Annotated in this window: 27 protein-coding genes and 1 pseudogene; 15 read left to right on the top strand and 13 right to left on the bottom strand. The window is 71.1% G+C overall.

Going from position 1 to position 25,462, the window contains the following annotated elements; all coding sequences use genetic code 11:
- Nucleotides 1-23: 23 nt before the first annotated feature.
- Together AC1DE0_RS13650 and AC1DE0_RS13645 are read left to right on the top strand one after the other, a co-directional pair.
- On the top strand, nucleotides 24-446 hold the full coding sequence (locus AC1DE0_RS13650; protein WP_478101383.1) for a YciI family protein: 423 nt from the start codon (nucleotides 24-26) through the stop codon (nucleotides 444-446).
- A gap of 171 nt (nucleotides 447-617) precedes the next feature.
- A complete protein-coding gene (locus tag AC1DE0_RS13645; RefSeq protein WP_478101381.1) occupies nucleotides 618-1,232 on the top strand; it encodes a GNAT family N-acetyltransferase in 615 nt (204 codons plus the stop codon).
- A gap of 21 nt (nucleotides 1,233-1,253) precedes the next feature.
- Here AC1DE0_RS13645 and AC1DE0_RS13640 read toward each other — a convergent pair whose 3' ends face one another.
- The 5 genes from AC1DE0_RS13640 to AC1DE0_RS13620 form a co-directional block, all read right to left on the bottom strand.
- Nucleotides 1,254-2,186, bottom strand: a complete 933-nt coding sequence (locus tag AC1DE0_RS13640; protein WP_478101379.1) for a patatin-like phospholipase family protein — start codon at nucleotides 2,184-2,186, stop codon at nucleotides 1,254-1,256.
- 15 nt (nucleotides 2,187-2,201) lie between these two features.
- Nucleotides 2,202-3,218 carry an alanine racemase gene (locus tag AC1DE0_RS13635; protein ID WP_478101377.1) on the bottom strand — a complete coding sequence of 339 codons (1,017 nt, stop codon included), beginning with the start codon at nucleotides 3,216-3,218 and terminating at the stop codon, nucleotides 2,202-2,204.
- 6 nt (nucleotides 3,219-3,224) lie between these two features.
- Nucleotides 3,225-4,343 carry a lipid II:glycine glycyltransferase FemX gene (locus tag AC1DE0_RS13630; RefSeq protein WP_478101375.1) on the bottom strand — a complete coding sequence of 373 codons (1,119 nt, stop codon included), beginning with the start codon at nucleotides 4,341-4,343 and terminating at the stop codon, nucleotides 3,225-3,227.
- Between the two features lie 102 nt (nucleotides 4,344-4,445).
- Nucleotides 4,446-7,139, bottom strand: a complete 2,694-nt coding sequence (locus AC1DE0_RS13625; protein ID WP_478101372.1) for an MGH1-like glycoside hydrolase domain-containing protein — start codon at nucleotides 7,137-7,139, stop codon at nucleotides 4,446-4,448.
- Nucleotides 7,140-7,173: 34 nt separating this feature from the next.
- On the bottom strand, nucleotides 7,174-7,710 hold the full coding sequence (locus AC1DE0_RS13620; protein ID WP_478101368.1) for a winged helix-turn-helix transcriptional regulator: 537 nt from the start codon (nucleotides 7,708-7,710) through the stop codon (nucleotides 7,174-7,176).
- Nucleotides 7,711-7,770: 60 nt separating this feature from the next.
- Between AC1DE0_RS13620 and AC1DE0_RS13615 the strand changes: the two genes are divergently transcribed.
- The 8 genes from AC1DE0_RS13615 (at nucleotide 7,771) to AC1DE0_RS13580 (ending at nucleotide 15,481) form a co-directional block, all read left to right on the top strand.
- A complete protein-coding gene (locus tag AC1DE0_RS13615) occupies nucleotides 7,771-9,258 on the top strand; it encodes an MFS transporter (RefSeq protein WP_478101365.1) in 1,488 nt (495 codons plus the stop codon).
- A 34-nt stretch (nucleotides 9,259-9,292) separates the two neighbouring features.
- On the top strand, nucleotides 9,293-9,997 hold the full coding sequence (locus AC1DE0_RS13610) for a MerR family DNA-binding transcriptional regulator (RefSeq protein WP_478101363.1): 705 nt from the start codon (nucleotides 9,293-9,295) through the stop codon (nucleotides 9,995-9,997).
- Nucleotides 9,994-10,329 (top strand): hypothetical protein, encoded by a 336-nt coding sequence (locus AC1DE0_RS13605; RefSeq protein ID WP_478101361.1) that lies wholly within the window; start codon nucleotides 9,994-9,996, stop codon nucleotides 10,327-10,329. The genes AC1DE0_RS13610 and AC1DE0_RS13605 overlap by 4 nt, the downstream gene beginning before the upstream one ends.
- Before the next feature lie 85 nt (nucleotides 10,330-10,414).
- Entirely contained in the window at nucleotides 10,415-12,013 is a 1,599-nt protein-coding gene (locus AC1DE0_RS13600) for an ABC-F family ATP-binding cassette domain-containing protein (protein ID WP_478101359.1), read from the top strand.
- Between the two features lie 89 nt (nucleotides 12,014-12,102).
- On the top strand, nucleotides 12,103-12,333 hold the full coding sequence (locus tag AC1DE0_RS13595) for a hypothetical protein (protein WP_478101357.1): 231 nt from the start codon (nucleotides 12,103-12,105) through the stop codon (nucleotides 12,331-12,333).
- Nucleotides 12,334-12,358: 25 nt separating this feature from the next.
- On the top strand, nucleotides 12,359-13,132 hold the full coding sequence (locus AC1DE0_RS13590) for an enoyl-CoA hydratase/isomerase family protein (RefSeq protein ID WP_478101355.1): 774 nt from the start codon (nucleotides 12,359-12,361) through the stop codon (nucleotides 13,130-13,132).
- A 117-nt stretch (nucleotides 13,133-13,249) separates the two neighbouring features.
- Nucleotides 13,250-15,175, top strand: a complete 1,926-nt coding sequence (locus tag AC1DE0_RS13585; RefSeq protein ID WP_478101751.1) for an ABC transporter ATP-binding protein — start codon at nucleotides 13,250-13,252, stop codon at nucleotides 15,173-15,175.
- Between the two features lie 54 nt (nucleotides 15,176-15,229).
- Nucleotides 15,230-15,481 carry an N-acetyltransferase family protein gene (locus AC1DE0_RS13580; protein ID WP_478101353.1) on the top strand — a complete coding sequence of 84 codons (252 nt, stop codon included), beginning with the start codon at nucleotides 15,230-15,232 and terminating at the stop codon, nucleotides 15,479-15,481.
- A gap of 8 nt (nucleotides 15,482-15,489) precedes the next feature.
- On the opposite strand, the gene AC1DE0_RS13575 is transcribed toward AC1DE0_RS13580, so the two are convergent.
- From AC1DE0_RS13575 to AC1DE0_RS13560, 4 genes are all read right to left on the bottom strand, one after another.
- The gene (locus tag AC1DE0_RS13575) at nucleotides 15,490-16,044 is read right to left on the bottom strand and encodes an SRPBCC family protein (protein ID WP_478101351.1); all 555 of its coding nucleotides are present in this window, start codon (nucleotides 16,042-16,044) and stop codon (nucleotides 15,490-15,492) included.
- Nucleotides 16,045-16,085: 41 nt separating this feature from the next.
- A complete protein-coding gene (locus AC1DE0_RS13570) occupies nucleotides 16,086-16,886 on the bottom strand; it encodes an SURF1 family cytochrome oxidase biogenesis protein (protein ID WP_478101348.1) in 801 nt (266 codons plus the stop codon).
- A 108-nt stretch (nucleotides 16,887-16,994) separates the two neighbouring features.
- Nucleotides 16,995-18,059: an ANTAR domain-containing protein gene (locus AC1DE0_RS13565; RefSeq protein WP_478101344.1), complete on the bottom strand. Its 1,065-nt coding sequence runs from the start codon at nucleotides 18,057-18,059 to the stop codon at nucleotides 16,995-16,997.
- Nucleotides 18,060-18,178: 119 nt separating this feature from the next.
- Nucleotides 18,179-18,598, bottom strand: coding sequence for a nitroreductase family deazaflavin-dependent oxidoreductase (locus AC1DE0_RS13560; RefSeq protein WP_478101340.1), 420 nt, complete (start codon nucleotides 18,596-18,598; stop codon nucleotides 18,179-18,181).
- Between the two features lie 114 nt (nucleotides 18,599-18,712).
- On the opposite strand from AC1DE0_RS13560, the gene AC1DE0_RS13555 reads away from it, so the two are divergent.
- Nucleotides 18,713-18,853: a hypothetical protein gene (locus AC1DE0_RS13555; protein ID WP_478101338.1), complete on the top strand. Its 141-nt coding sequence runs from the start codon at nucleotides 18,713-18,715 to the stop codon at nucleotides 18,851-18,853.
- A gap of 36 nt (nucleotides 18,854-18,889) precedes the next feature.
- On the opposite strand, the gene AC1DE0_RS13550 is transcribed toward AC1DE0_RS13555, so the two are convergent.
- Both AC1DE0_RS13550 and AC1DE0_RS13545 read right to left on the bottom strand, forming a co-directional pair.
- A complete protein-coding gene (locus tag AC1DE0_RS13550; protein WP_478101749.1) occupies nucleotides 18,890-19,090 on the bottom strand; it encodes a LuxR C-terminal-related transcriptional regulator in 201 nt (66 codons plus the stop codon).
- 2 nt (nucleotides 19,091-19,092) lie between these two features.
- Nucleotides 19,093-19,443: pseudogene (locus AC1DE0_RS13545) on the bottom strand (AAA family ATPase); the annotation flags it as partial.
- A 96-nt stretch (nucleotides 19,444-19,539) separates the two neighbouring features.
- Here AC1DE0_RS13545 and moaA point away from each other — a divergent pair.
- Complete coding sequence (gene moaA, locus AC1DE0_RS13540; protein WP_478101336.1) at nucleotides 19,540-20,562, top strand: GTP 3',8-cyclase MoaA; 1,023 nt, start codon at nucleotides 19,540-19,542, stop codon at nucleotides 20,560-20,562.
- A 48-nt stretch (nucleotides 20,563-20,610) separates the two neighbouring features.
- On the opposite strand, the gene AC1DE0_RS13535 is transcribed toward moaA, so the two are convergent.
- Nucleotides 20,611-20,856 (bottom strand): hypothetical protein, encoded by a 246-nt coding sequence (locus AC1DE0_RS13535; RefSeq protein WP_478101334.1) that lies wholly within the window; start codon nucleotides 20,854-20,856, stop codon nucleotides 20,611-20,613.
- Nucleotides 20,853-21,116, bottom strand: a complete 264-nt coding sequence (locus AC1DE0_RS13530; protein ID WP_478101332.1) for a DUF3099 domain-containing protein — start codon at nucleotides 21,114-21,116, stop codon at nucleotides 20,853-20,855. Before AC1DE0_RS13530 ends, AC1DE0_RS13535 begins: the two co-directional genes overlap by 4 nt.
- Nucleotides 21,117-21,261: 145 nt before the next feature.
- Here AC1DE0_RS13530 and fabG point away from each other — a divergent pair, with 145 nt between their 5' ends.
- The 3 genes from fabG to AC1DE0_RS13515 all read left to right on the top strand — a co-directional run bounded on the left by fabG (nucleotide 21,262) and on the right by AC1DE0_RS13515 (nucleotide 25,163).
- Entirely contained in the window at nucleotides 21,262-21,996 is a 735-nt protein-coding gene (gene fabG, locus AC1DE0_RS13525; RefSeq protein ID WP_478101330.1) for a 3-oxoacyl-[acyl-carrier-protein] reductase, read from the top strand.
- An 80-nt stretch (nucleotides 21,997-22,076) separates the two neighbouring features.
- Nucleotides 22,077-22,838 (top strand): enoyl-ACP reductase FabI, encoded by a 762-nt coding sequence (fabI, locus tag AC1DE0_RS13520; protein ID WP_478101328.1) that lies wholly within the window; start codon nucleotides 22,077-22,079, stop codon nucleotides 22,836-22,838.
- A 63-nt stretch (nucleotides 22,839-22,901) separates the two neighbouring features.
- Nucleotides 22,902-25,163 carry a tetratricopeptide repeat protein gene (locus AC1DE0_RS13515; protein WP_478101326.1) on the top strand — a complete coding sequence of 754 codons (2,262 nt, stop codon included), beginning with the start codon at nucleotides 22,902-22,904 and terminating at the stop codon, nucleotides 25,161-25,163.
- Nucleotides 25,164-25,462 lie beyond the last annotated feature (299 nt).

The raw sequence follows: 25,462 nt of genomic DNA, 5'->3' as shown, positions 1-25,462 counted from the left end.
CCCGACCCGAAGGGAGTGCAGCGATGAAGGTCATGATCCTGGGCAAGGCGACGGCGGCGTCCGAGGCGGGTGAGCTCGGCAGCCCCGAGGAGTTCGCGGCGATGAACGCGTTCAACGAGCAGCTCATCGAGGCCGGCATCGTGCTGGCCGGTGACGGGCTCCAGCCGTCGAGCAAGGGCAAGCGGGTCTCGTTCGACCGAGAAGGCCGCCCCACGGTTCTCGACGGACCCTTCGCCGAGACCAAGGAGGTCGTCGCCGGCTACGGCATCTGGCAGGTCTCCTCGATCGACGAGGCTGTCGAGTGGGTGAAGCGCTCACCCCTGCGCAACAGCGAGGTCGAGATCCGCAAGATCCTCGACGCGTCGGACTTCGACCCCGAGCTCGCCGACCAGATCGCGGAAGCCGAGGGACACGGGCGTCACGAGGCCGCCTCCCCGTCCGCCTGAGCGACGGCCCCAGGACCCGGTCGGGCGGCGCAAAACCACCTGCGCCACGGGTGCGTGGTGGGGTTGGATCGTGCCGGCGGCCGGGTCGCGGTCGCCGGGCGACAGCCGCTTCCCACGACCATGAGAGCAGCGTGACCGACGATGAAGAGTTATCCGCTCCTGGGCGTGCGGGTGAGCACCCCGACACTCGAGCTGCACAGCGCCACCGACGAACTGCTGGACGAACTCTCCGAGCTCGTGCGCTCCGGAAAGACCCACGCAGAGCCAGCCCCCTACGACGACCCGATGTCCTTCTACGAGAAGGATCCCGACGTGCGCGTGGCCAAATGGCTCCGGGGGATCTGGCGCGGCCGTGGCCACGTCGAACCGGAGGGCTGGCGCCTCTACTTCGTGGTCATGGTCGAGGGTCGGCCGGTCGGCGAGCAGACGGTGAGTGGAGTCGACTTCGCGACCCTGGGCACCGTCACGACGTTCTCGTGGCTCTCCGCCGACCTGCGTGGCCGAGGCCTCGGACGCGAGATGCGTCAAGCGATCCTGCACCTCGCGTTCGACGGCCTCGGCGCCAAGGAAGCCGCCAGTGACGCCTTCGTCGACAACCAGGGCTCCAACGCCGTCTCCCGCGCCCTCGGCTACGAGCCGAACGGGTCCGAGTGGGCGACGCGTCAGGGCGAGCCCGCCCTGCTGAACCGCTGGCGGCTCACCCGGGACGCCTGGGAGCAGCGACGACGCGACGACATCGAGCTCCACGGCGTCGAGGCCTGCCGGGCCCTCCTGCCACTGTCCTGACGCCGTGTGCCGGCCGACCCATCAGCCCCAGAAGTCGGCGAGCCGCTCGGCGAGCTCCAGGCCCTGGGCGTGGCCGCCGCGCGCTGCCTGCGGCATCGTCGAGGGGTCCAGGGCGTTCGCGTCGAACACGTCCCCGGAGCGGGCATCGGGAAACACCGTCTCGACGGTGCTGCCGCCGGCGCGCAGCTCGGCAACCTGGCTTGCGAGGTCCATGCCCCAGCCGGACGGCATGCGCGATCGGCCGCTGAAGGGCGACATCACGAGGACGCGCCCGAATCCCGTTGCGAGGTCGGCGTTCTCGCTACGACGGTAGCCGCCGTTGAGGTAACGCTCCTCGCCGATGGGGTAGGGCGTCATCGCGGAGGTGCTCGCGGCGACCGCGTCGACCAGGTCGACGCCGCTGCGGCGGTCGAAGACCACGGGCACACCCGTGTGGGCGTTCACGGCCACGATGCGAACGTCCTGAGTCGGCCACTCGTGGCTCGGCAGGCGCGAGGCGACGATGTCGCGCCACCGTGAAGGGCCAGGACCCACGGACGAGTCGAGCTCGAGGGCCGCCGCACCCAGACGGCGACGCATGTCGGCCGGGTCGGACGCCGACTCGATGATGGCGTTCGACCACTCCAGGTAGCTCGGGCTCGAGACGTTGGCGCCACGCGGTGGGCCGGCCGGCCTGGACAGCCCACCCCCGGCGGAGCTGCCACCCGGCGGTGGCGCCATGGCTGCCAGGACGGCATACAGCTCGGCGGGCGACGTGCCGCTCGTCACCTGGGCGGCCACCGTCGAGCCTGCCGATGTGCCGATGACGAGCTCGGCCCCGGTCACGTCGACCCCGCCGGCCCCGAGCCCGGCGATGAGACCGAGCTCCCACGCGTTGCCGGCAGCGCCCGCGCCCGCGAGCACCAACGCCCGCCCGTCCGGGTGACTGAGGTCGGCCGTGGTCGGGGACGTCATCGTCGTAGCGGCCCGTCAGGAGACGACGACGGCGTCGGGGGTGGTGGTGGTGAGCCGCATGCGCACGGTGACCTCGTCTCCGACGCGGGGTGGCGCGACGCCGGCGGGCAGCGACAGCAGGCTGCACTGCATGTGCGGGGGCTCGGCGAACCGGGGCATGACGCCGGAGACGGTGAACGGTGAACGCACCCGATGGGCGGCCTCGAGCACACCCTCGGTGACTGCGATGGCCCGAGACCGCGCGGTGGCGGCGGACGACGGGCTCTCCATCGCGACGCCGTGGGACGTGCCGCCGCTGACGACGACGATGTGGCCGGCTGCGAGCGGGCGCTGCCGGTAGCCCACGCGGGCGCCCTTCGCAACGGGCCGGACGTCGAGCACGTGGGCCCGCACCTCGTAGGACCCCTTGTCGGAGTACCAGAGGTCGGTGCCGATGCGGGGCCGGAACTCGTGCTCCGGGTGCCGGGCTGCCAGGGTCGCGAGCTCGGTGGCGGACACGTGTGAGACGAACCACGAACGGACGCCTGGCACTGCGGCGATGAACTGCCTGATCTCGTCGACGTGGCCGGTTCCCAGCGGCAGGTGGAGCGTGACCCCGACCGCGTCGGCCGCGCCGGCGAGCTCGGCGACGTCGGCGGCCGGTGTGCCGAAGCGGTTCATGGACGTCAGCCCCTCGACGACCACCCGCGCGTCCGGGGAGGCCCGCCGCAGGTCGTCGAGGTCCTCGTGCGTCGTCACCGTGTGCACCGCACGCCGGTTCGCGAGGTCGGGGACACCACCGTGGATCGCGGCGCGGTAGGGCTCCATGACGAGCACGTCGCCGCCGTAGGCCGCAAGGGCCTCGGGCAGCTCGGTGTAGGTGCCGACGGCCACCATCGAGACGCCCAGCCGGGACGCCTCGGCGCAGAGCAGGTCTCGGCCGAAGCCGTAGCCGTTGCCCTTGATGACCGGCACGATGCCCGGCCGGTCGGCGACGAACTGGTCGTGTCCGGACCGCCAGCGCTCACCGTCGACGTGCAGCACGAACGACACGAGAAATCACCGCCGCTTCATGTAGAGGTCGAAAGCCTTGTACAGCAAGCGGTTCAGCGGGAGGTCCCACTCGCCCGCGAGCCGCACCGCCTCACCGCCGGTGCCCACTTTGAAGCGGATCAACCCGATGTGCGGGTTCGCCTCGTCGACGGTGTTGGTGATGCCGCGGAGGTCGTAGACCGTGGCGCCGGCAGCGATCGAGTCCTGCATCATCCGCCACTGGATCGCCGTCGAGCCCTGCAGCTCGCGCTTGGCGGCGCTTGACGCACCGTAGGAGTACCAGGCGTGCTCGCCGACCCGGATGAAGACCGTCGCGGCGAGGACGTCGCCCTCGTGCTCGGCCAGGTAGACGCGGATGCGCTCCGGGTTCTCGGCCGACAGGGCGGCATACATCTGCTGGAAGTACGCGAGCCCGCGCGGCGTGAACCGGTCGCGCTCGGCCGTCTCGACGTAGGTGCGGTGGAAGGCGGGCAGGTCGGACGCGTCGCCGACACGCACCGTCACGCCGTTCTTCACGGTCTTCTTGATGTTGCGGCGCCACAGCTGGTTCATGCCGGCGAGCACGTCGGCCTCGGTGCGGCCCGCGAGTGGCACCTGGAAGACGTACTCGGGCTGTCCGGCGGCGAAGCCGTCCTCGGGGGAGAGGTGCCGGAAGCCGAGGCGACGCAGCTCGGCGACGACGGCCGTGCCGACCGGCTCGACGACATCGGGGGTTGCCTCGTCGTAGCGCCGCACGGACGGGTCGCCGATCGCTGCCTTGATCGTCGCCGCGCTCCAGCGGTGCGTCGCCACCGGCGGCCCCAGCCGCAGCGCAAAAGCGCCCTTGGCCTTGAGGTGGTCGCGCAGCGCGCGCAGCAGCTCGACGAGCCTCGGCGACGACCAGTCGATGCACGGCCCCTCCGGGACGTAGGCGAGCGACCGGCCGATCTTCGGAAGCGACCGGTGCAGCACGAGTGCTGCGCCCACCATCTGCTCGCCCTCGAACCAGCCGACGGACTCGGAGCGCCACTCCTTCTTCACGTCGGCCCAGGCCGGCGTCTGCAAGAAGCTCGCCGACGGCTGGGTGCGCAGCCACGCGAGGTGCTCGGCTGCGGTGATGTCACGGACGGAGATGGGCGCGCTCACGGTCGCTCACGCTACCCGAGCGTGAGCCCGCCCCCGACATGCCGCGCCTCCGCGGTGGCCGCACGTCACGGCATACGTCATCGGGGGCGTATGCGGCCTGCCTCAGCCCCAGCCCATGCTGCGGGGGTCGGGGGGCAGGCGCGGGTTGAGCAGGTGCGCGACGAGCGCGGTCCAGCCGGTCTGGTGGGTGGCGCCGAGGCCCTCACCGGTGTCACCGTCGAAGTACTCGGAGAAGGTCGGGTGGTCGGACCACAGCGGGTCGGGACTCGACTCGATGCGCTTGCCGTCGGAGGGACGCCGCCCGTCGACGGGCCGGAAGAGCGCCGTGAGCCCCCCGTCGATGACGTCGGCCGCCTGGTCGAGGGTGCACCAGTTGCCCGAACCGGTCGGCACCTCGATGGTGAAGGAGTCGCCGAAGTAGCGCCCGTAGGTGCGCAGCTTGTCGGCGAGCAGCACGTTGACGGGGAACCACACCGGCCCGCGCCAGTTGGAGTTGCCGCCGAACATGCCGGTGCGAGACTCGCCCGGCTCGTACTCGATCGACACGGTCTCGTTTCCGACGCGTGCCGTCACCGCCTGTCGCTGGGCCGCGGACAGGGAGCGAATTCCGTAGGGAGACAGGAACTCCTCGGTGTCGAACATCCGCTGCAGGATGCGCCGCAGCCGCTTCGGCGGCACCAGGGTGAGCAGCATCTTGCCGTCCGCACGGGCCAGCATCGGCTTGACGAGCTCGGGCCGGCGCTCCTGGAGCCACGTGAAGCGGCTCGTGACGTCGGGGCACTCGTCGACGACCCACGACGGGATCTCGGTCGCGCCCAGGATCGGCAGCAGCCCCACCATCGAGCGCACCCGCATGTGCGGCGCCCGGCCGTCGGGCTGCACGAGCACGTCGTAGTAGAAGCCGTCCTCCTCGTGCCAGAGGCTCTTGTCGCTCGAGCCGAAGTGGCGCATCGCCTGCGCGATGGAGAGGAAGTGCTCGAGGAACTTCGTCGCGACGTCGTCCCACGCCTTGTCGGTGCGCGCCAGCTCGAGGGCGATCTTCAGCATCTGCTGGCAGTAGAAGGCCATCCAGCTCGTCGCGTCGGACTGCTCGAGCCGGAAGCCGGGCGGCAGGGGAGCCGACCGGTTGAACAGGCCGATGTTGTCCATGCCGAGGAAGCCGCCCTCGAAGAGGTTGCTGCCGTTGGCGTCCTTGCGGTTGACCCACCAGGCGAAGTTGAGCAGCAGCTTGGTGAAGACGCGCACGAGGAACTCGCGGTCGCGGTAGCCGTCGATGCGGTAGACGTGCCATGCCGCCCACGCGTGGACGGGCGGGTTGACGTCGCCGAACTCCCACTCGTATGCCGGCAGCTGGCCATTGGGGGCCATCGCCCACTCGCGGCACATGAGGAGCAGCTGCTCCTTGGCGAACTCGGGGTCCACGTGCGCCAGCGGAAGGCAGTGGAAGGCGAGGTCCCACGCGGCGAACCACGGGTACTCCCACTCGTCGGGCATCGAGATGACGTCGGCGAGCGCGAGGTGCCTCCAGTGCTCGTTGCGGCCCTGCTTGCGCGACTCGGGGGCGGGGTGGCCCACCGGGTCGCCGTCGAGCCACTGGCGTACGTCGTAGCGGTAGAGCTGCTTGCCCCAGAGCAGCCCGGCGTACGCCCGGCGGGCCACGTGCCGGTCCTCGGCGCCCAGCGACGGGTCGATGACGTGCTCGTAGAACTCGTCGGCCTCGTAGGCGCGGGTCGTGAGCCGCTCCTCGAAGTCGTCACCGAACCACGCTGGGTCGGGGTCGCCCGTGGCGAGGCGCAGGTCGACGGTGACCGTCTCGCCGGGCTCGACGGTGTCGAAGCGGTACCAGAAGGAGCACTTGCTGCCGTAGCCACCGGGGTTGGTCGCCTTCGTGCGGCCGTGGACCACGCGCTGGTTGATCGCGTCCTTGGGGTAGAGCGAGTGGTTCGCCGGGGCAGCGTCGCCGAAGAGGTGGTTTGCGTTGGTCTCGTTGTCGCAGAAGAGCGTCGTCGGCGAGCCCGAGGCCGCGAGCACGTAGCGGCCCAGGAACCCGTGCGTGACCTCCGCGGCGCGGTAGCCGCGCGGCGGGCGGCCGTTGCGCCGGATCTCGTGCAGCTCCGTGACGCGGTTGTCGGTGCCCCACGACCACGTGTTGCGCAGCCAGATCGTCGGCAGCACGTGCAGCGGCGCGGCCTCGGGGCCGTGGTTGGTCGCGGTGATCCGGATGCAGATGTCGTCGGGTCCGGCCTTCGCGTACGTCATGAGCACGTCGAAGAACTCGTTGTCGTCGAGGATCCCGGTGTCGCCGAGCTCGTACTCGCGCTCGTGGCGGCTGCGCTCGCGGTTCTCGCGGCGCAGCTGCTCGTAGGGGAACTCGGCCTGCGGGTAGCGGTAGAGCCACTGCATCCACGAGTGGGTCGGCGTGCCGTCGAGGGCCCACCAGTACTCCTTGGCGTCCTCGCCGTGGTTGCCCTCCTCGTTCGTCAGGCCGAAGAGACGCTCCTTGAGGATCGGGTCCTTGCCGTTCCAGAGGGCGACGGAGAAGTTGAGGAAGCCGAACCGGTCGCTGATGCCGCCGAGGCCGTCCTCGCCCCAGCGATAGGCCCGCGAGACCGCCTGGTCGAAGGGGAACTCGGACCACGCGTTGCCGCCCGCGGAGTAGTCCTCGCGCACCGTGCCCCACTGGCGACCTGACAGGTAGGGGCCCCAGAGGCGCCACGGGGCGTCGTGACCGGAGGAGTCGGCGAGCCGGGCGTGCTCGGGGCTGGGCGGCTCGTCCGGGTCGAGCGGGCTGTTCATCCGCACATGGTGACGCATCGAGGTGTCGGGTGCGTTACGACCCGTCGCGAGGTGGAGTGTCGCGCAGCGGGACGAGGAGGCGGTGCGGCGAGCGGAGCAGGACGGACAGCGGGTTGGTCGGAGGGTCGGTGTGCGCGCCGGGGCCCGGTCGCGTCTCGAGCTCGCGGGCCGGCGGGGTGGCGCCGCAGACCGGGCAGCGGCCGGACGAGTCGAGGTCGGCGGCGCAGGTCACGTGCCGGAAGAGCCGCCGAGCCCCGTCGGGCGAGGTCTGCTCGTCGCCCCACTGCATGAGGGCGTGAACGGCGGGCCAGAGCGCCTCGCCGGCCGGAGTGAGGGCGTACGCGTCGTGTGACTCGTGCGCCTGTCGCTCGAGGACTCCGGCCGCGACGAGCGAGCCGAGCCGCTGCGTGAGCACGGCCTTGGAGATGCCGAGCCGACGGCGGAAGTCGCTGAACCGGGTGACGCCGAGGAAGGCGTCTCGCACGAGCAGCAGGGACCATCGCTCGCCGACGATCTCGAGGGCCTTGGCGAGCGAGCAGTCCTGTCCGGCGTAGTCCGTTCCGAGGGGCATGGAATGAAGATACGTCGTGGTCTGTTCATAAGACCAACTGCCGGACCAATGGAGGACGTCATGAACCGAGCCACACCCAGCGCCCCGGGCAACGCGCCTGCCGCACCGTCCGGCGCTGGAGGACCTGCTCCATCGGCCGCGGTCGCCACCGGAGAAGGCGTCTCGTCCGGCACGCAGCCCCGCCGAGCCCTGGCCGTCGCCGCGCTGGCGACGGTGATCGCACTCGTCGCCTTCACGGCGCCCCTCGCCACGGTCGGTTCTGTCGCCGCAGCCGTTGCTGCGGACGTGGCGGGACGCACGTGGATCCTCAGCTCGATGGGGATCGGCCTCGGGGCCGCGTTGCTCACCGCAGGTGCGCTCGCCGACGACCGGGGTCGCCGCCGGGTGCTCGTCGTCGGCCTGGTCGTGCTCGCCGGCTCGAGCATCGCTGCCGCGCTTGCCGGTGGCACCCTCACCTTCGTGCTGGCCCGCGTGGCCCAGGGAGTCGGCGCGGCCGCGGTCGTCGCGGCGAGCCTYGGCCTCGTCGCGCACTGGTTCGAGCCCGGCCCCGCACGAGCCGCGGCGAGCGGCGTCTGGGGTGCGAGCGTCGGAGGTGGCATCGCACTCGGGCCACTGCTCGCCGGCTTCCTCGACCGCTGGGCCTCGTGGCGCGAGGTCTACTGGCTCCTGGCCGTTGCCGCCCTCGTCCTCGCATCGCTCGCCCAGCGCGGGCTCGTGGAGACCCGATCGCACGAGCGCAGACCGCTCGACGTGCCCGGGGCGCTGCTCCTGGCGCTCGCGACGGTCACCTTCCTCGCGGCCCTCGTCGAGGGGCGCACCGGGTGGGGCCGGCCCGACGTGCTCGTCCTGCTCGGGGCCGCCGCGGTGGCCGCGGTCGCCTTCGCCGTGGTGGAGAGGAGGGTCGCGTCGCCCATGGTCGACCCGGCCCTGCTGCGCAACGGGCGCTTCGTGGCCGCGACGGTGGCCGGGCTGGCCACCGGAGCGGGCATCATCGGCCTCCTCTCGTTCCTGCCCGGCTTCCTCGCCCTCGCTCTCGGTCTGCCACCGACCACGGCCGCCGTCCTCTTCCTGACGTGGTCCGGCACGAGCGTCGTCTTCGCCCTGCTCGCACGCCGCCTGCCTGTCTCGTGGTCGGGACGGGGCCAGCTGGCGGGCTCTCTCGCCGTCGTGGCAATCGGCCAGCTGGCGCTGTCGGGCCTCACGCCGGGGGAGTCGTGGGCCCGGTTCGTGCCGGGCCTGGTCGTCGCAGGCATCGGCAGCGGAGTCCTGAACGCTGCGCTCGGCCGCGAGGCCGTCGCGAGCGTGCCGCCCGGCCGCGGAGGCATGGGCAGCGGTGCCAACAACACGGCGCGCTACCTCGGCTCGTCCGTCGGCGTCACGGTCGTGTCCGTCGTCGTGGCCGCGCACGCATCGAACGCCGCGGGCGTGGCCGGGCTGCTCTCCGGCTGGAACGCCGCGGCGTGGGTCACGGCCGGCGTCTCGCTCGCCGGGGCTACCGTCGTCTGGGCCACGATGCTCGCGGACCGTCGCTCCGACGCCTCTGCTTGACCTTCGACCGGGTCGAGGGGTCAGGGTTGCGCCCATGCCGCACATGCGCGACCCCGACTCCCACCTCACCATCGGCGAGGTGGCCCGCGAGAGCGGGCTGACCGCGAGCGCACTCCGCTTCTACGACAGGGAGGGAGTGCTCGTCCCTGCCGACGTCGACCCGCTCACGGGCTACCGCAGGTATGCCGTCTCGCAGGTTCGCGCGGCACGTCTCCTCGCGTCCTTGCGCCGGATCGGGATGCCGCTCGTGGGGGCGGGGCTCGTGCTCGACGAGGACGCCCGCGGCGCAGCGGGCGCGGCCGCCAGGAGCCCCGGCCGCCAGGAGCCCCGGCCGCCGGGACGCCAGACGGGCTCGACCTGCCTGTGCATCCCTACCCCGCTCGTCCCCGGCACCTTCCCCGACTACCGGAGCATCCTCGACCCTGGTCTCCTGTCCTTCGGCGACGGCGAGGTGCCCGGCCACGCGGGCACGGTCGACGTCGCAGCCCTACAGCCGCTGCTGCCGGTCGAGGCGCAGACGGTCGGCCTGGTGGTGCTGGAGGGTTCCGTCCGCCTCGCCGACCCCTCGGGCGCGCCGGCCTCCGTGGCCGACGTCTACGTCGACCCGGAGTTCCTCCACGAGGCGCTCGCCGTCGCAGGCTCCCGGCCGATCCTCGTGCTCGACGGGCCCCACCGACCCCTCGCGATCCGCGGCAGCGGGGTCGGCTTCTCGGTGCTGATGCCCGTGGCGGTCCCGTGAGCGTCCTCGTCCACTTCTGCCTGACCTGCAGCCACCAGGAGGCCTGGCACGAGGGCGGCAACGGCGGTCACACCCTGTGCCGCTGCTGCCTAGCGGGCGCGTGCGACCCCGATCCCGAGCCCACCCTGCTGCCCCCGATGTGGTTGCCCGGCTCCATCGGAGGGCTGTGGCCGCGCGGCGGGCTCCGCAACGCGGGCACGATGCACGCCGCACGCACCTGTGCGGGCTCCGCCTGCGAGGCGACGCTCCGCGCGGCAGGGGCTGGTTCGCGGGGTGCGCTGGGCGGGCCGGACACCGACGCGCGGAGCGACCCGGACCGTGCGGCCGGATAACGCGTCGAGAGCACCCCTTCGCGGCTCCTAGACTGGTGGGGTTGTCCGGCCGCTGACGTAGTGCGGCACCGATAGGAGGAATGCCGTGATCGTCGCCACCGGGATCGAGCTGCGCGCAGGTGCACGCCTGTTGCTCGAGGACGCCAGCTTCCGCATCGACTCGGGCGACCGCATCGGTCTCGTCGGCCGCAACGGTGCCGGCAAGACGACCCTGACGAAGGTGCTCGCCGGAGAGGGGCAGCCTGCGGCCGGGACGGTGACGCGTACGGGCGCGGTCGGCTACCTCCCGCAGGACCCACGCACCGGCGACCTCGAGATCCTGGCCCGCGACCGCATCCTCTCGGCCCGCGGCCTCGACACGATCGTGCACCAGCGCTCCGAGGCCGAGGCCCGCATGGGCAGCGACGACGAGAAGATCCGCGACAAGGCGATGCGCAAGTACGCCCGCCTGGAGGTCGAGTTCGAGGCGCAGGGTGGATATGCCGCCGAGTCCGAGGCCGCGTCGATCGCGAGCGCCCTCGGGCTCGAGGAGCGCATCCTCTCGCAGCCGTTGCGCACGCTGTCCGGTGGTCAGCGCCGCCGCGTCGAGCTGTCGCGAATCCTCTTCTCCGGCAACGAGACCCTCCTGCTCGACGAGCCGACCAACCACCTCGACGCCGACTCGATCGTCTGGCTCCGTGAGTACCTGCGCGCCTACAAGGGCGGCCTGGTCATCATCAGCCACGACGCCGAGATGCTCGACGCCGTCGTCAACAAGGTCTACCACCTCGACGCGAACCGCGCCGCGCTCGACGTCTACAACGTGAACTGGAAGACCTACCTCCAGCAGCGCGAGACGGACGAGAAGCGCCGCCGTCGCGAGCTGCAGAACGCCCAGAAGAAGGCCGGGGCACTGCTCGCCCAGGCCGACAAGATGCGCGCCAAGGCGACCAAGGCCGTTGCCGCCCAGAACATGGCCAAGCGGGCCGAGCGCCTGCTCGCGGGCGTCGAGGGCGAACGCGTCCAGGACAAGGTGGCCAAGCTGCGCTTCCCGAAGCCGGCCGCCTGTGGCAAGACGCCGCTGCGGGCGTCCGGGCTGTCTCGCTCGTACGGCTCGCTCGAGGTCTTCACCGACGTCGACCTCGCGATCGACCGGGGGAGCAAGGTGGTCGTCCTGGGCCTCAACGGTGCCGGCAAGACGACCCTGCTGCGGATGCTCGCCGGCGTCGACGCCCCCGACACGGGTGAGGTGGAGCCGGGGCACGGCCTGCGCCTCGGCTACTACGCGCAGGAGCACGAGAACCTCGACGTCGACCGCACGGTCCTGGAGAACATGAAGTCGTCGGCCCCCGAGCTGGGCGAGACCGACGTGCGCAAGGTGCTCGGGTCGTTCCTCTTCTCCGGTGACGACGTGCTCAAGCCTGCGGGCGTGCTGTCCGGCGGCGAGAAGACGCGGCTCTCCCTCGCGATGCTCGTGGTCTCGGCCGCCAACGTGCTGCTGCTCGACGAGCCGACCAACAACCTCGACCCGGCGTCGCGTGCCGAGATCCTCGGGGCGCTCAAGACGTACGAAGGGGCGGTCGTGCTCGTCACCCACGACGAGGGCGCGGTCGGCGCGCTCGAGCCCGAGCGCATCCTGCTGCTGCCGGACGGCGTGGAGGACCTGTGGGGCCCGGACTACAAGGACCTCATCTCCCTCGCGTGACCCGGCATGCTCCTCGGATAAGTAAACGTTTTGGATCACATGATGGATGCTTATTGTATCCAGCCCTCCGGCTCGCGACACTGTCTGTCATGCCCACCGACCACCACCTCAGCTGCCCGTTCTGCACGGGCGACGACGTGACGCCGTTCCCCGACCCGACCGCAGCGTGGTCGTGCCTGGACTGTGCGCGGGTCTTCCGGGTGGAGGTCGTGCAGCCGGCGTCGGTCAGCGGCTGGGGGATCATGCGGGTCGTGCCTCCGCGCGCCGCGTCCTCGCCATCGCCACCGTCCTCGTCGGCGACGACGCCCGCAGCGGCGTGAGGTGACTGGTCGGTAGCCTGCGTCCATGACGCACCCCCACCTCCTGGTCGAGACCGACGGGCCTGTCCGGAGCATCACCCTCGACCACCCCGAGAAGCGCAACGCGCAGACGCCCTCTCTGTGGTCGGCGCTCGCCGACGAGGCGCGGTCCATTCCCGAAGACGTACGCGTCGTCGTCCTCCGCGGGGCGGGTGACGCCTTCTCCGCCGGCATCGACACGGCGATGTTCACGCCCGAGGGGGTGCCCGGCGAGGAGAGCGTGGCCCAGCTGGCCGCCGGGGGACCCGAGGCGATCCAGCGGGGCATCGCGGCCTACCAGGACGGGTTCACGGCCTGGGGCGAGTGCCCGGCGGTAGTCGTGGCCGAGGTGCACGGCTATGCGATCGGCGCCGGCTTCCAGCTGGCTCTCGCCGCCGACCTGCGGATCGCCGCCCTCGACGCCTGGTTCGCCATGCGCGAGACCAGCCTCGGTCTAGTGCCCGACCTCGGGGGCACGGGCCCGCTCGTGCACCTCGTCGGCTACGCCCGCGCCCTCGAGATCTGTGCGACGGGGCGCAAGGTGTCGGCCCCGGAGGCGCTCGACATCGGACTCGTCGGGTCACTCGCGCCGGCAGCCGACCTCGCGGAGGCCACGGGCTCGCTCGTCGAGGCGCTCCTCGCGGCCCCGGCCCCGGCCCTTCGCGCCCTCAAGCCGTTGCTGCGCAGCGCCGTCGACGCCGACCGCGCCACCCAGCTCGGTCGCGAGCGTGACGCGCAGACCGCCCTGCTGCAGGCGATGCTCGGCGGCTTCGGCGCCTGACACGGCAGTCCGTCGCGGCCTCCATCTCGGGGTCGCGTCGGATCGGGGGGTGGCTCGGGGAATCGCTGTCACCACCTCGCGGTTGGATCGGAGAGAACAGGAGGTGGTTGCGTGGGCATGCAGCCGTGGATGGCCATGAGGTCGATGTCGCGTGACTCGTCGGTGGCCGAGCTGTCACTTCGTCCGGGCACGCGTCGCCGCGTCCTGACGTATGCCGCCCCGTACAAGCGGGCGATCGCCACCTTCCTCGCGGTCGTGGTGCTCGACTCGGTGCTCGTCGTCACCGTTCCGCTCCTGCTCAAGAGCCTCGTCGACGACGGCGTCATCCCCAAGGACTCCTCGGTGGTCGTGCGGCTCGCGCTCGTCGTGGCAGCCATCGCCCTGCTGGACGCCCTGCTCACCGTCGTGTCGCGCTGGTACTCCTCGCGCATCGGCGAGGGCCTGATCAACGACCTGCGCACGCAGGTCTTCGGCCACGTGCTCCGCCAGCCGATCGCCTTCTTCACCCGCGCCCAGACCGGCTCGCTCGTCTCGCGCCTCAACAACGACGTCGTCGGCGCCCAGCAGGCCTTCACCTCGGTGCTGTCGAACGTCGTGTCCAACATCGTCTCGGTCGTGCTCGTCGTCGGTGCCATGCTCGCCCTCTCGTGGCAGCTGACCCTCGGATCGCTGCTGCTCGTGCCGCTCTTCCTCGTGCCGGCCAAGCTCATGGGCAAGCGGCTGGCCGGACTGGCGCACCGCCAGATGACGCTCAACGCCGACATGGGCACGCGCATGACCGAGCGGTTCAACGTCGCCGGTGCGCTGCTCGTGAAGCTCTTCGGCAACCCCGTGCGAGAGCAGGCCGAGTACGCCGAGCGGGCCGGCCGGGTCCGTGACATCGGCATCCAGATCGCCCTCAACCGCACCGTCTTCATGGCCGCACTCACGGCGGTCGCGGCCCTCGCGACCGCGATGGTCTACGGCTTCGGCGGCGTCATGGCCGTGAACGGCAGCCTGTCCGTCGGCACGCTGCTGGCCCTGGCAGCGTTGCTCGCCCGCCTCTACGGGCCGCTCACGTCGCTGTCCAACGTGCGCGTAGACATCATGACCGCCCTCATCTCCTTCGAGCGGGTCTTCGAGGTGCTCGACCTCGAGCCGCTCGTCAAGGAGCGCCCCGGCGCCGTCGACCTGCCGGCGGGTCCGCTCTCGGTCGAGCTCGACGACGTCTCCTTCCGCTACCCCTCCGCCGACGAGGTCTCGCTCGCGTCGCTCGAGTCCGTTGCCTCCGGCGACCGACGGGGGAGCGGCGTCGTGCTCCACGACGTGTCGCTGACGGCGCCGGCCGGGCACCTGATCGCCCTCGTCGGCCCCTCGGGGGCCGGCAAGACGACGCTGACCTCTCTCGTCTCCCGGCTCTACGACCCCAGTGGCGGCTCGGTCGTCGTGGGTGGTCGCGACCTGCGCGACGTCACCATGTCGTCGCTCCGCGACCGCATCGGCGTCGTCACCCAGGAGGCGCACCTCTTCCACGACACCATCCGGGCCAACCTGCTCTACGCCCGTCCCGAGGCGACCGACGACGAGATCCATGCAGCGCTGCGCGCGGCGCAGATCAGCGACCTCGTCGCCGAGCTGCCAGAAGGGCTCGACACCGTCGTCGGCGACCGAGGGCATCGGCTCAGCGGTGGCGAGAAGCAGCGTCTGGCCATCGCCCGGCTGCTGCTCAAGGCCCCCGACGTCGTCGTCCTCGACGAGGCCACCGCACACCTCGACTCCGAGTCCGAGGTCGCCGTGCAGCGCGCGCTCGACGCCGCTCTCGAGGGCCGCACGTCGATCGTCATCGCGCACCGGCTCTCGACCATCCGGCAGGCCGATCTCATCGTCGTGCTCGACCACGGCCGCGTCGTCGAGACCGGCCGGCACGCCGAGCTGCTGGCTGCGGGAGGGCTCTACGCCGACCTGCACGCCACCCAGTTCGACGAGCGGGCCGTCGAGCGTTCCGATCGGGACGCGCGAGTGCTGGCCCCGGACCGTCCCACCGACGCCCTCGACCACGTCTGACGAGCGGCCTCGGCCGACCGAGATCTCGACCGCTTCGGCTACACGGAGAGCTTCGTGTCGGCGCACGACTCGGACTTCGTGCTGCAGGACGACACTCTCGTCGACCGCGCCCACCGGGGCATGGGGCTGGGGGCGCTCCTCCAGGCCGCCAACCTCGAACAGCTGGCCTCGATGGGTGACCTCGTCGAAGGCCGGCGGTGGCTCCAGACGCACACCGAGCAGGGCAACGTGCCGATGCAGCGCACCAATGAGCGGTTCGGATTCCGCCGCGTCGACGTCCTGCACGCGTGCGAGGGACCGCTCTGAGGCGCTGCTCAGGCCGAGACCCGCTCCTCGAGACCCGCGGCCAGTCCTGCGATGGTGGCCAGGTCGACGAGCCCGCCGAGGTTGTCGGCAATCCGCCGGTGCCGCACCGGCCCGAGCCGGAGCCTCAGGTGCACCCGGGTGCTGTCCGGCCCAGCAGCGATCAGGCGGATGCACCACGTGAGGTGCATCCGACCGCGCGTCGAGGAGAAGAGCACGTGCGAGGCCGGCTCGAGCTCGACKACGGTGAAGGTCGCGTTTGCCCCACCCCAGTCCGGGATGACGTCGCCCACGGCGAGTCCCTGGTGCTCCGGCGCGATGCGGCGCAGGGCGCGACGCGATCTCGGGACGAGATGCTCGACGGAGCGCGGCAGGTACCAGCCCGCGCGTTCCTTGCCGAGCTGCACCAGCCACGGCCACACGCGTACGGGCGGTGCGCTCAGGGTGAAGGCGCGGTCCATCACCACGTCGGCCGCGACGAGGCCGTCACCCGGCAGGGCGGCCTCGCGCTCGGCCGGCGTCGGCCGGACGAGCAGGCTCTGGATGACGATCGGCGTTCTCGTCATCGGCGCGGGCTCGTCACGCGTGCCGCGGGGAGGGACGTCACTCAGGCATCCTCCTCGTCCCAGATGCGGACCTTCTTCGGCTTGGCGGGTCGCGACCCGATCGGCTCATTCTCCGCCCGCGCGGCCTCGGCCTCCCGCCGGATCGCGAGAACCACGAAGACGAGTCCGCCCGGCATGAAGAGCCACCACTGGTACGCGTACGCCTGGTGCGGACCGAGGTCCTCCTCGGGGCGGGGAAGCACGCGTACGGGGTGGCCCCCGGCCGAAGGAGCCGGTGATTGGGAGCCGAGGACGACGTACGCGTCGAGGTCACCCAGCGCGGGCACCTGCGCCCGAGCGTCGGCGACGTTGATGCTGGCCAGCTGAGGGTGGGGCAGGTCGCGGCCCAGGCTCACCTCGCCGGTGTGCAGCCAGCCCGTCACCTCGACGGTCCCGCTCGGCGGCGGGTCCACGGGCGGGCTCGTCTCGGCATCCGCCGCGTTCGGCACCCAGCCCCGGTCGACCAGGATAGTGACGCCATCCGCCTGGAAGGGCGTCAGCACCTCGAAGCCCACCGTCTGGTCGAGTGTGCGGTTCCGCACGAGCAGGTCGGTGCCTGCGGCGTACGCCCCCATGAGGGTGACGCGGGTCCACTGACGTTCCTGAGGGAGGCCGGCGCCGACCAGGTTGGGGGAAAAGGCGACGGGAGAGGCGCCGTAGTTGCGCGCGATGGCGTCGACCTTCGTGCGCTGCTCGACGTGACGGTGCCACTGCCAGAGGCCGAGGTAGAAGCACGCGACCCCGAAGAGGACCGCGACGAGCGTGCCCAGCAGCCACCGCCGCGTGAGCCAGAGTCGAAGCACGCATCGACGGTACCCGTCGTCGGTATGGACTCGGATACCGGTCTCTGGCCATGGCTGACCTGGGAACGCCTGACGCCGGCGCCTCGCTCGCACGGCTGTCGACGCGGGTCAGGTCCGGGTGATGTCGGTGGTGTCGAACTCGCCGGTCTCTGTGATGAGGCGGGCCACCGCCTGGAGCTTCTCGTTCAGGCGGTTCGACGAGTGCCGCAGGGCGTCGAAGGCCTGTTCCGGCGTGAGCTTCAAGCGTTCCATGAGGATGCCCTTGGCCTGACCGATGACATCTCGGGTCAACAGTGCCTCGCTCAGGTGCTGCGCCTGGTCTTGGAGGTGGCCGCGTTCGCGGACCACGCCCGCTGCCATGGACGCGTGTGCCGCCAGGATGAGCCCGATCTCCTGGGCCTCGGCGCTGAAGGCAGCGGTCTCGGTGCCGTAGAGGTTCAACGACCCGCTGGTGCCCGTGATCGGAGAGTGCGCCGCCGCGAGACGGTAGGAGGCCGCTGACCGCACACCCAGCTCGACCGGCCGGGACCCCAGCGACGGCCAGCGGGCGTCCGGGAACGTCTGCGCGTAGACCAAGGGCGTTGCGACGGCGTCCAGGCCGGGGCCCTCGCAGGCGTCGTACTGTGCCCGATCGACTGCCGATGCCACGGCTGCCGTCGAGGCTGCCGTCCGGTAGACCCCCCTCTCACCGAGGGTGACGCTCGCCATGGCGCACCCGGCCACGGTGCTGACCGCGGCCTCGGCGATCCGCAGGAGGGMAGCGTCATAGGAGTCCGCGCCGTAGAGGTTCTCGGCGATGGCAGCGAACGTCGCTGCGAGTCTCGTGGTCGGCGTCTCCTCGAGCCGTCGCTCCGCGGTCTCATCACGCGCGTCAGCGGCAACCTCGCGAGCGACGTGTGCCTCCTCGCGGCTGTGCCTGGCCTCCAGCCGAGCGGCACGGGCCTCGGCACGCTCTGCTCGCTCGGCGGTGTCGGGACCGACCGTGAGCTCGGCCGCGCGGGCGTCCAGTCGCCGCTCCCGCTCGTCGAGTGCCGACTCTCGCACGTCGGCCGTCAGGTCTCGCGCGTCGGCGGCAGCGTCTCGCTCGGCGGCCAGCTCGTCCCGACGGTCGGCGACAAAGTCACGCTTGTCGGCCGCCCACTGGATCTCCTCGGTGGATGAGTGCCCAGCCATCGGATCGGCCTCCTTCCGAGACGGCGCCCTCCTTGGACTCTATGCCCGAAGCTCCGGTCCGGGTGGGCACATGACGACAGTGCAGAGACGCGGCCGCGGAACGCGTCAGGGCGCCCTCGTCAATGGTGCTGACGGCCCGACTGACGTTCATCGGGGCGAGCGACCGTGAGGACGATGAGTGGACTGTGCCGGAGCATCTCGGGCACGTCCGTGCGTCGCCACCGCCTGGCCGCCGCCTCGATGAAGGGTCGGCGTTCAACGGGGTCGGTGACGACTCGCGCCGTGGCCGGCACGTCGGCGACGACCGACTGCTTCAGGTGCACCACGACATGGGGATCAGCCTCGATGTTGTGGATCCAGTCCCGCGTCCGATCGGCCCGCGGCATCCCGGTGATGAACAATTGGTCGTCGTCGTGGTGCAGGAAGATCTCGATGCGCCGTTGACGACCGGTCCGCCGACCGGTCGTCGTGAGATCGATGATCTGGCTGTGGTTCAGCGCCGCAAGGGTGGCGTCACCCGGAGAGCTGTCGGGGTCCATGACGCGATCCTCTCGACGGAACCGACCCGGCAACTCTACGTCGATCGCACCACGTCCACTGCGCACGGGCCGGGGCGATCGTTGGCATTTCGGCGCCCGACGGAGGTTCAATGGATGGTGGCCCGAGACCGGTCGAGGCGGTTCGCCTACTACGTGCCTCTCATCATCGCGCTGGCTCTTCTGGCCGTCGCGGTCATCGCCGCCGCGGACCTGGCGCACCGGCTGGCGAACGCACTGTACGACTGGACGCGCTAGTGGTGAGGCGCGATGGAACCCGGTCGCAGGGGCGGCTCAGGTGTGGTTCTGCATAGCGGCGGAGCGTGCGACTGCAGCGGCCTGTCCTCGACTGGAGACGCCGAGCTTGGTGAGCACGTGCCCGACGTGGGCGCTGGCCGTCTTCTCGGTGATGAAGAGTGACGCCGCGATGGCTCCGCGGCCCCGAGCAGTCTCTCCAAGGACTCTTCCCCGTATGCGCTGGGCTCGCCCAGCCACGCCGCCGGCCTTGGCACAGCCTCACGATCCTGGAACTGGCGCACCCGGGCCCGAAGCGCCTCGACGACGGGCCCGAATGGCCGTCCGACTGCGATGTCGAGGCAGTGGCCGACGGCGAAGGCCACTCCGAGCGTCGATGCGCGCGCACCGACGGCGTGCATCAGGGTCGTCTTGCCGATGCCGGCGTCTCCGCCGACCAGCAGGACCCGGCCGGGCGCCGCCTGCGAGTCTGAGTCCCCGAGCAGATCGCGGAGCATCGTCTCGGCGAGTTCGAGTTCCTCGTTCCTGCCGACCAGCCCATCAAGGTGGAACGCGTGCGCCACTGGCCCCTCTCCAACCGGTCCGATGGCCATTTGGCGGTCCATCCAGAGTAGGTCGCCGAAGACGTGGCTTTCAGACGAACGCCGACGTCTGCAAGACCGGGCCGTCCCCGGCTTAGAGTGGAGACCATGACCGCCCTTCCCGACCCGAGCGTTCGACCGGCAGGCCTGGCCGACCAGTTCGGCCGGGTGGCACGCGACCTGCGCGTTTCCGTGACCGACCGCTGCAACCTGAGATGCACCTACTGCATGCCCGCCGAGGGGCTGCCGTGGATGCCCCGGGCCGAGATGCTCACCGATGAGGAGATGCTCCGGATCATCGGCCTCTTCGTGCGCGACGGCGTCACCCAGGTGCGCCTCACCGGCGGCGAGCCCCTGCTCCGGCGCTCGCTCGTCGAGCTCGTGGCGGGCATCGCCGCGCTCGAGCCGCGCCCGAGGATCGCGATGACGACCAACGGTGTCGGCCTCGAACGCGTGGCGATCGCGCTCAAGGCGGCAGGGCTCGACCGCGTCAACGTCAGCCTCGACACGATCGACTCCGAGACCTTCACCCAGCTCACCCGCCGCGACCGGCTGGCCGACGTCGAGGCGGGCCTCAAGGCGGCCGCCGACGCAGGTCTCACGCCGGTCAAGGTCAACGCGGTCGCCATGCGCGGCATCAACGACCACTCGGCGGCCGACGTGCTCGCGTGGTGTCTCGAGCGTGGCTACGAGCTGCGGTTCATCGAGCAGATGCCGCTCGATGCGCAGCACGCCTGGGACCGCAGCAGCATGATCAGCGCAGCCGAGATCCACGCCCGCCTGTCGGAACGCTGGGAGCTCACGCCGCTTCCCGCAGCGGACCGGGGGAGCGCCCCTGCTGAACGGTTCCTCGTCGACGGTGGCCCCGAGACCGTCGGCATCATCGCCAGCGTCTCCTCTCCCTTCTGTGCGGCCTGCGACCGCACCCGCCTCACCGCCGACGGCCAGGTGCGCAACTGCCTCTTCTCCAACACCGAGACCGACCTGCGCGGCCCGATGCGCGAGGGCGCCACCGACGACGAGCTGCTCGCCCTGATGCGGGGCGAGATGTGGCGCAAGCGGAAGGGGCACGGCATCGGTGACCCGGGCTTCGTCCAGCCCGACCGGCCGATGTCCGCCATCGGCGGCTGACCCTGCCCCGGGCCCTGTCGGCGGCGGCCTTCGTCACGAAAGGTGTATCTACCCGTCGGCGTCGGTGAGCGCCTCGACCGGGACGACCTCGATGAGGAAGCCTCGCAGCGCCACGAAGTCGGCCAGCGACTTGTGGTGCTCGTCGCACGCGAGCCACACCTTGCGGCGCTCGGGCTTGTGCAGCTTGGGGTTGTTCCAGACCACCGCGTGCCGCGCCGGCGCGCGGCACCCCTTCGCGCTGCACACCTGCTCTGCGGCGCCCGCTGGGGGAGCCGCGCCGAACAGGTCGCTCACTGCTCGATGCGGCGGGTGTCGTCGCGCGGCGTGACGGCCTGCAGGTCGCCCGGCTGCTGCGGCGCGACCGCATTCGCGATGACCACGGCGATGTAGGGGATGACCACGGCGCCGACGACAGCCGTCCAGCGCACCCAGCCCGACGTCACGAAGACGAGACCGAAGAGGGCCACGCGGATGCCCATCATCGTCAGGTAGCGCTTGATGCGCTTGTCCTGGTCGTCGGTCGTGGAGGTCGGCGCCGACGTGACGCTGTGCACGACGGGTTCGTGGTGGGCTCTTGGCACACTCCAACCATAAGCCCGTCCAGCACGCATGCAGCGTGCTGTCTACCCTTCGGTAGTCCGTTAGGTTTCGGGGCAGGACCGAGACTCCGGCACTGCCGGACGGATGGAGGAACGCACTGTGTCAACGACGGCGGAGACGGCAACCACGGCGCGCAACGTGCTCGTGACCGGGGGAAACCGCGGCATCGGCCTCGCGATCGCACGCGCCTTTGCCGAGGCCGGCGACAACGTCGTCATCACCCACCGGTCGGGCCAGCCACCTGAGGGCCTCCACGGCGTCACCTGCGAGGTGACCGACTCGGCGTCCGTCGATGCGGCGTTCACGGCTGCCGAGGAGATCTTCGGCGGCCCGGTCGAGGTGCTCGTGGCCAACGCCGGCATCACGCGCGACACCCTCCTCATGCGCATGAGCGACGAGGAGTTCGACTCCGTCATCGACACCAACCTCGCCGGCGCCTTCCGCTGCGCCCGACGCGCCGCCACCGGCATGATCCGCAAGCGCCGTGGCCGCATCATCCTCATCAGCAGTGTCGTCGGCCTCTACGGCTCGCCCGGCCAGACCAACTACGCCGCCTCCAAGTCGGGCCTCGTCGGCCTCGCACGCTCGATCTCGCGAGAGCTCGGCGGTCGCGGCATCACCGCCAACGTCGTCGCGCCGGGTTTCATCGACACCGAGATGACTGCCGTGCTCCCCGACGACCAGAAGAAGCAGTACCTCTCCAACATCCCCGCCGGCCGCTTCGCGACGCCCGAGGAGGTCGCGTCGGTCGTGCGTTTCGTCGCCAGCGACGACGCCGCCTACATCACGGGCGCCGTCATCCCCGTCGACGGCGGCCTCGGCATGGGGCACTGACCCACCCGACGGCATACGGCCGTATGCCGTCGATGTCGTTGCGCACCAAGCGTCCCCACCTACCCGAGAAAGTTGCAGGCATGGGAATCCTCGAAGGCAAGAAGCTCCTCATCACCGGCGTCCTCATGGACAGCTCCATCGCGTTCCACGTCGCCAAGCTGGCGCAGGAGGAGGGCGCGACCGTCATCCTCACCTCCTTCGGCCGCACGATGAAGATCACGCAGACCATCGCCAAGCGACTGCCTGAGACGCCGGTCGTCATCGAGCTCGACGTCGCCGACCAGGAGCACCTCGACACGCTCGCCGACCGGCTGCGCGAGCACGTCGACGGGCTCGACGGCGTGCTCCACTCGATCGGTTTCGCGCCCCAGGGCGCCTTCAACTTCCTCGAGGGCACGTGGGAGGACGTCTCGACGGCCCTGCAGATCTCCGCCTACAGCCTCAAGGCGCTGGCCGTCGCCACGCTGCCGCTCATGCCCGAGGGCGGCAGCGTCGTCGGACTGACCTTCGACGCCAAGTTCGCGTGGCCGGTCTACGACTGGATGGGCGTCGCCAAGGCAGCCTTCGAGTCCACCAACCGCTACCTCGCCCGCGACCTCGGTCCGAAGTCGGTGCGCTGCAACCTCGTCGCGGCCGGCCCGATCCGCACCACCGCGGCGAAGTCGATCCCGGGGTTCGAGCAGTTCGAGCAGATCTGGGACGAGCGGGCGCCCCTCGGCTGGGACGTCAACGACCCGGTGCCCGCCGCGAAGGCGTGCGCCGCCCTGCTGTCCGACTGGTTCCCGGCCACGACCGGCGAGATCGTGCACGTCGACGGCGGCGTCCACGCGATGGGTCAGTGACCGGGCGCCCCGCCCGGCAGGTGACCGGGCGATGCCCCGGCTGCTCTCGCTAGAGTCCTGCCCATGCCTCACGCCGGGACCGAGTCCAGCACCCTGACGACGAACGACACGGAGAAGGATCTGGCGACGGTGGCACCGGTCCGTGTGGACGAGGTGCGGGTCCTCGACGGACCCAACCTCTACTTCGCACGGCCGGCCATCAAGGTCATCCTGCACCTGCCCGGCTACCTCGACCTCAAGCGCACCGAGGCCGAGACCCTGGCCCGTCGACTGGGCATGCGCTCGGCCCGCCCGGGCAAGCGCGGCACGGCGTTGCGCCAGCGTTTCGTGATGCGGCTGATCCGCAACGTCACCCGTCGCGTCGGCACCGAGATCGGGGCCGGGCGCCTCGGCGTACGCGTTCGGGCGGGTCAGACCGTCGAGGACGTCGTGCTCGCGTTCCCGTGGGTGCACCGCACCCGCGGTCGGGTCGCCGGTGAGCAGTTCGGTGCCGTCATGGCGGGCCTGCTCGACAGCTCACGCCGGGTCGACGACGTCATCGAGGAGGTCGCAGCCGTCATCATGGCCGCCCCCGACGGGCCGGGGCCGAGCGTCATCACGCCCACGGTTCCCGTCGCGTCGGTCACGGGCACCAACGGCAAGACGACGACCACCCGCCTGATGGCGCACATGTGCATGACGGCCGGCCTCACGACGGCGTGGAGCTCGACCGACGGTGTCGTCGTCATGGGCGAGACGAAGGAGGAGGGTGACTTCTCCGGGCCCGCCGGTGCGCGCGGGGTGCTCGAGACCCCGGGTCTCGACATCGGCATCCTCGAGACGGCCCGCGGCGGCATGCTGCTCAAGGGCATGGGCGTCACGGCCAACGACGTCAGTGTCGTCACGAACGTCAGCGCCGACCACCTCGGCCTCCAGGGCATCGACACCCTCGACCAGCTCGCCGAGGTCAAGGCGATCGTCACGACCGTCACGAAGCCGCAGGGCTGGGTGGTGCTCAACGGTGACGACCCGCGCGTCTGGGCGATGCGGTTCGGCATCAAGGCCAAGCCGTGGGCCTTCAGTCTCGACCCGGCGTCGCCCGCCCTGTGGGAGTCGATCAACTCCGGCGGGCGTGGCATCACGGTGCTCGACGGCGAGATCGTCGTCCTGTCGCCCAACGGCGACCCCGACCGCCTCGTGAAGATCGTCGACGTGCCGATGACGCTCAGCGGCCTGTCGCAGAACAACATCGCGAACGCCCTCGCCGGCGCCGCCGCCGCCCTCGGCCTCGGTGTGCCTCGCGCCGCGGTGGTCGAGGGACTGCGCACCTTCGCGCCCGACCCCCAGCACAACTGGGGTCGCCTCAACACCTACTCGCTGCCGCTTCAGCAGGGCGGCAAGGCGACCGTCATCGTGGACATGGCCCACAACGAGGCCGGCCTCGAGGCCCTCCTCGACGTCGCGCGCGGTCTCGCCGCCCCGGGTGGGGCCGTACGCCTGGGGCTGGGTTGCGCGGGTGACCGCGCCGACGAGGCGATCACCGCCATGGGTGAGATCGCCGGCCACGGCGCCGAAGAGGTCGTGCTCAAGGTCGCGCAGCACTACCTGCGCGGCCGCCAGCCCGACGAGCTGCTCGGGCTCTTCCGCGACGGTCTCGCGAAGGTCGGCGTGCTCGACGTGCCCGACTACGACACCGAGCTCGAGGCCGTCGAGGCCCTCGCGCCGCACGCCCTCGACGGCGACGTCATCGCCCTGATGTGCCACGCCGAGCGCACCGAGGTCGACCGCTGGATCCGGGAGAACGGCGGCAAGGTCGACGACGCCCGCGCGATCCGGCGCAAGGTCGTGGCCGCACGTGGAGAGCACGAGCTCGAGGCCGAGATCGCTGCCATCTGGGAGACCGACGACGAGGCTGCCCGGATCACCGCCGCGCAGGCTCTTGTCGACGCGCACCCGGGCGACCCTCGCCTCGTCTTCGAGCTCGCCGGCGCCGAGGACGCGAGCGGTGACGAACAGGGCGCGATCGGGCACTACGAGGATGCTCTCGCGGGCGGTCTGCGCGAGCCGCACCGCCACCGGGCGCAGCTGCAGCTCGCCTCGAGCCTGCGCGTCGTCGGGCGGGCCGCGGAGGCCCAGACGCTCCTCAGCGACGTGCTCGAGGCGCGACCGCACAACACGGCCGCGCTGATGCTGCGGGCACTGGTCCAGGCCGACCTGGGGCAGGAGCGCCAAGCCGTGGCCGACCTCATCCGGGCCACGCTGGAGGCGACGACCGACGTCGACACCCAGAGCTACCGCCGGGCCCTGCGCGCCTACGCCGACGAGCTCGCCCCCGCGTCCGACTAACCACCCGGCAGCAGACGCCCCCACCAGTCGAGTGCCCAGTTTCCGACCGTCAGGAACTGGGCACTCGACCAGACCTTGGCATCGAGTGCCCAGTTTCCGACGTGTGGAAATGAGCACTCGACCAGACGTTGGCATCGAGTGCCCAGTTTCCGACGTGGCGGATTCAGGCGGTGGGTGCAACACCGTTGATGTCGTTGTCGGACAGTAGCCGCTCGAGCTGCTCGGCGGGGGTGGCCCACTGGTGGCGTTTGCGGGGTCGTCGGTTCATCTCGGAGGCGACATTCGCCAGGATGCCGGCG

The sequence above is a fragment of the Terrabacter sp. 05T424 genome (assembly GCF_056396225.1).
This window is presented reverse-complemented; position numbering and strand designations above follow the sequence as displayed.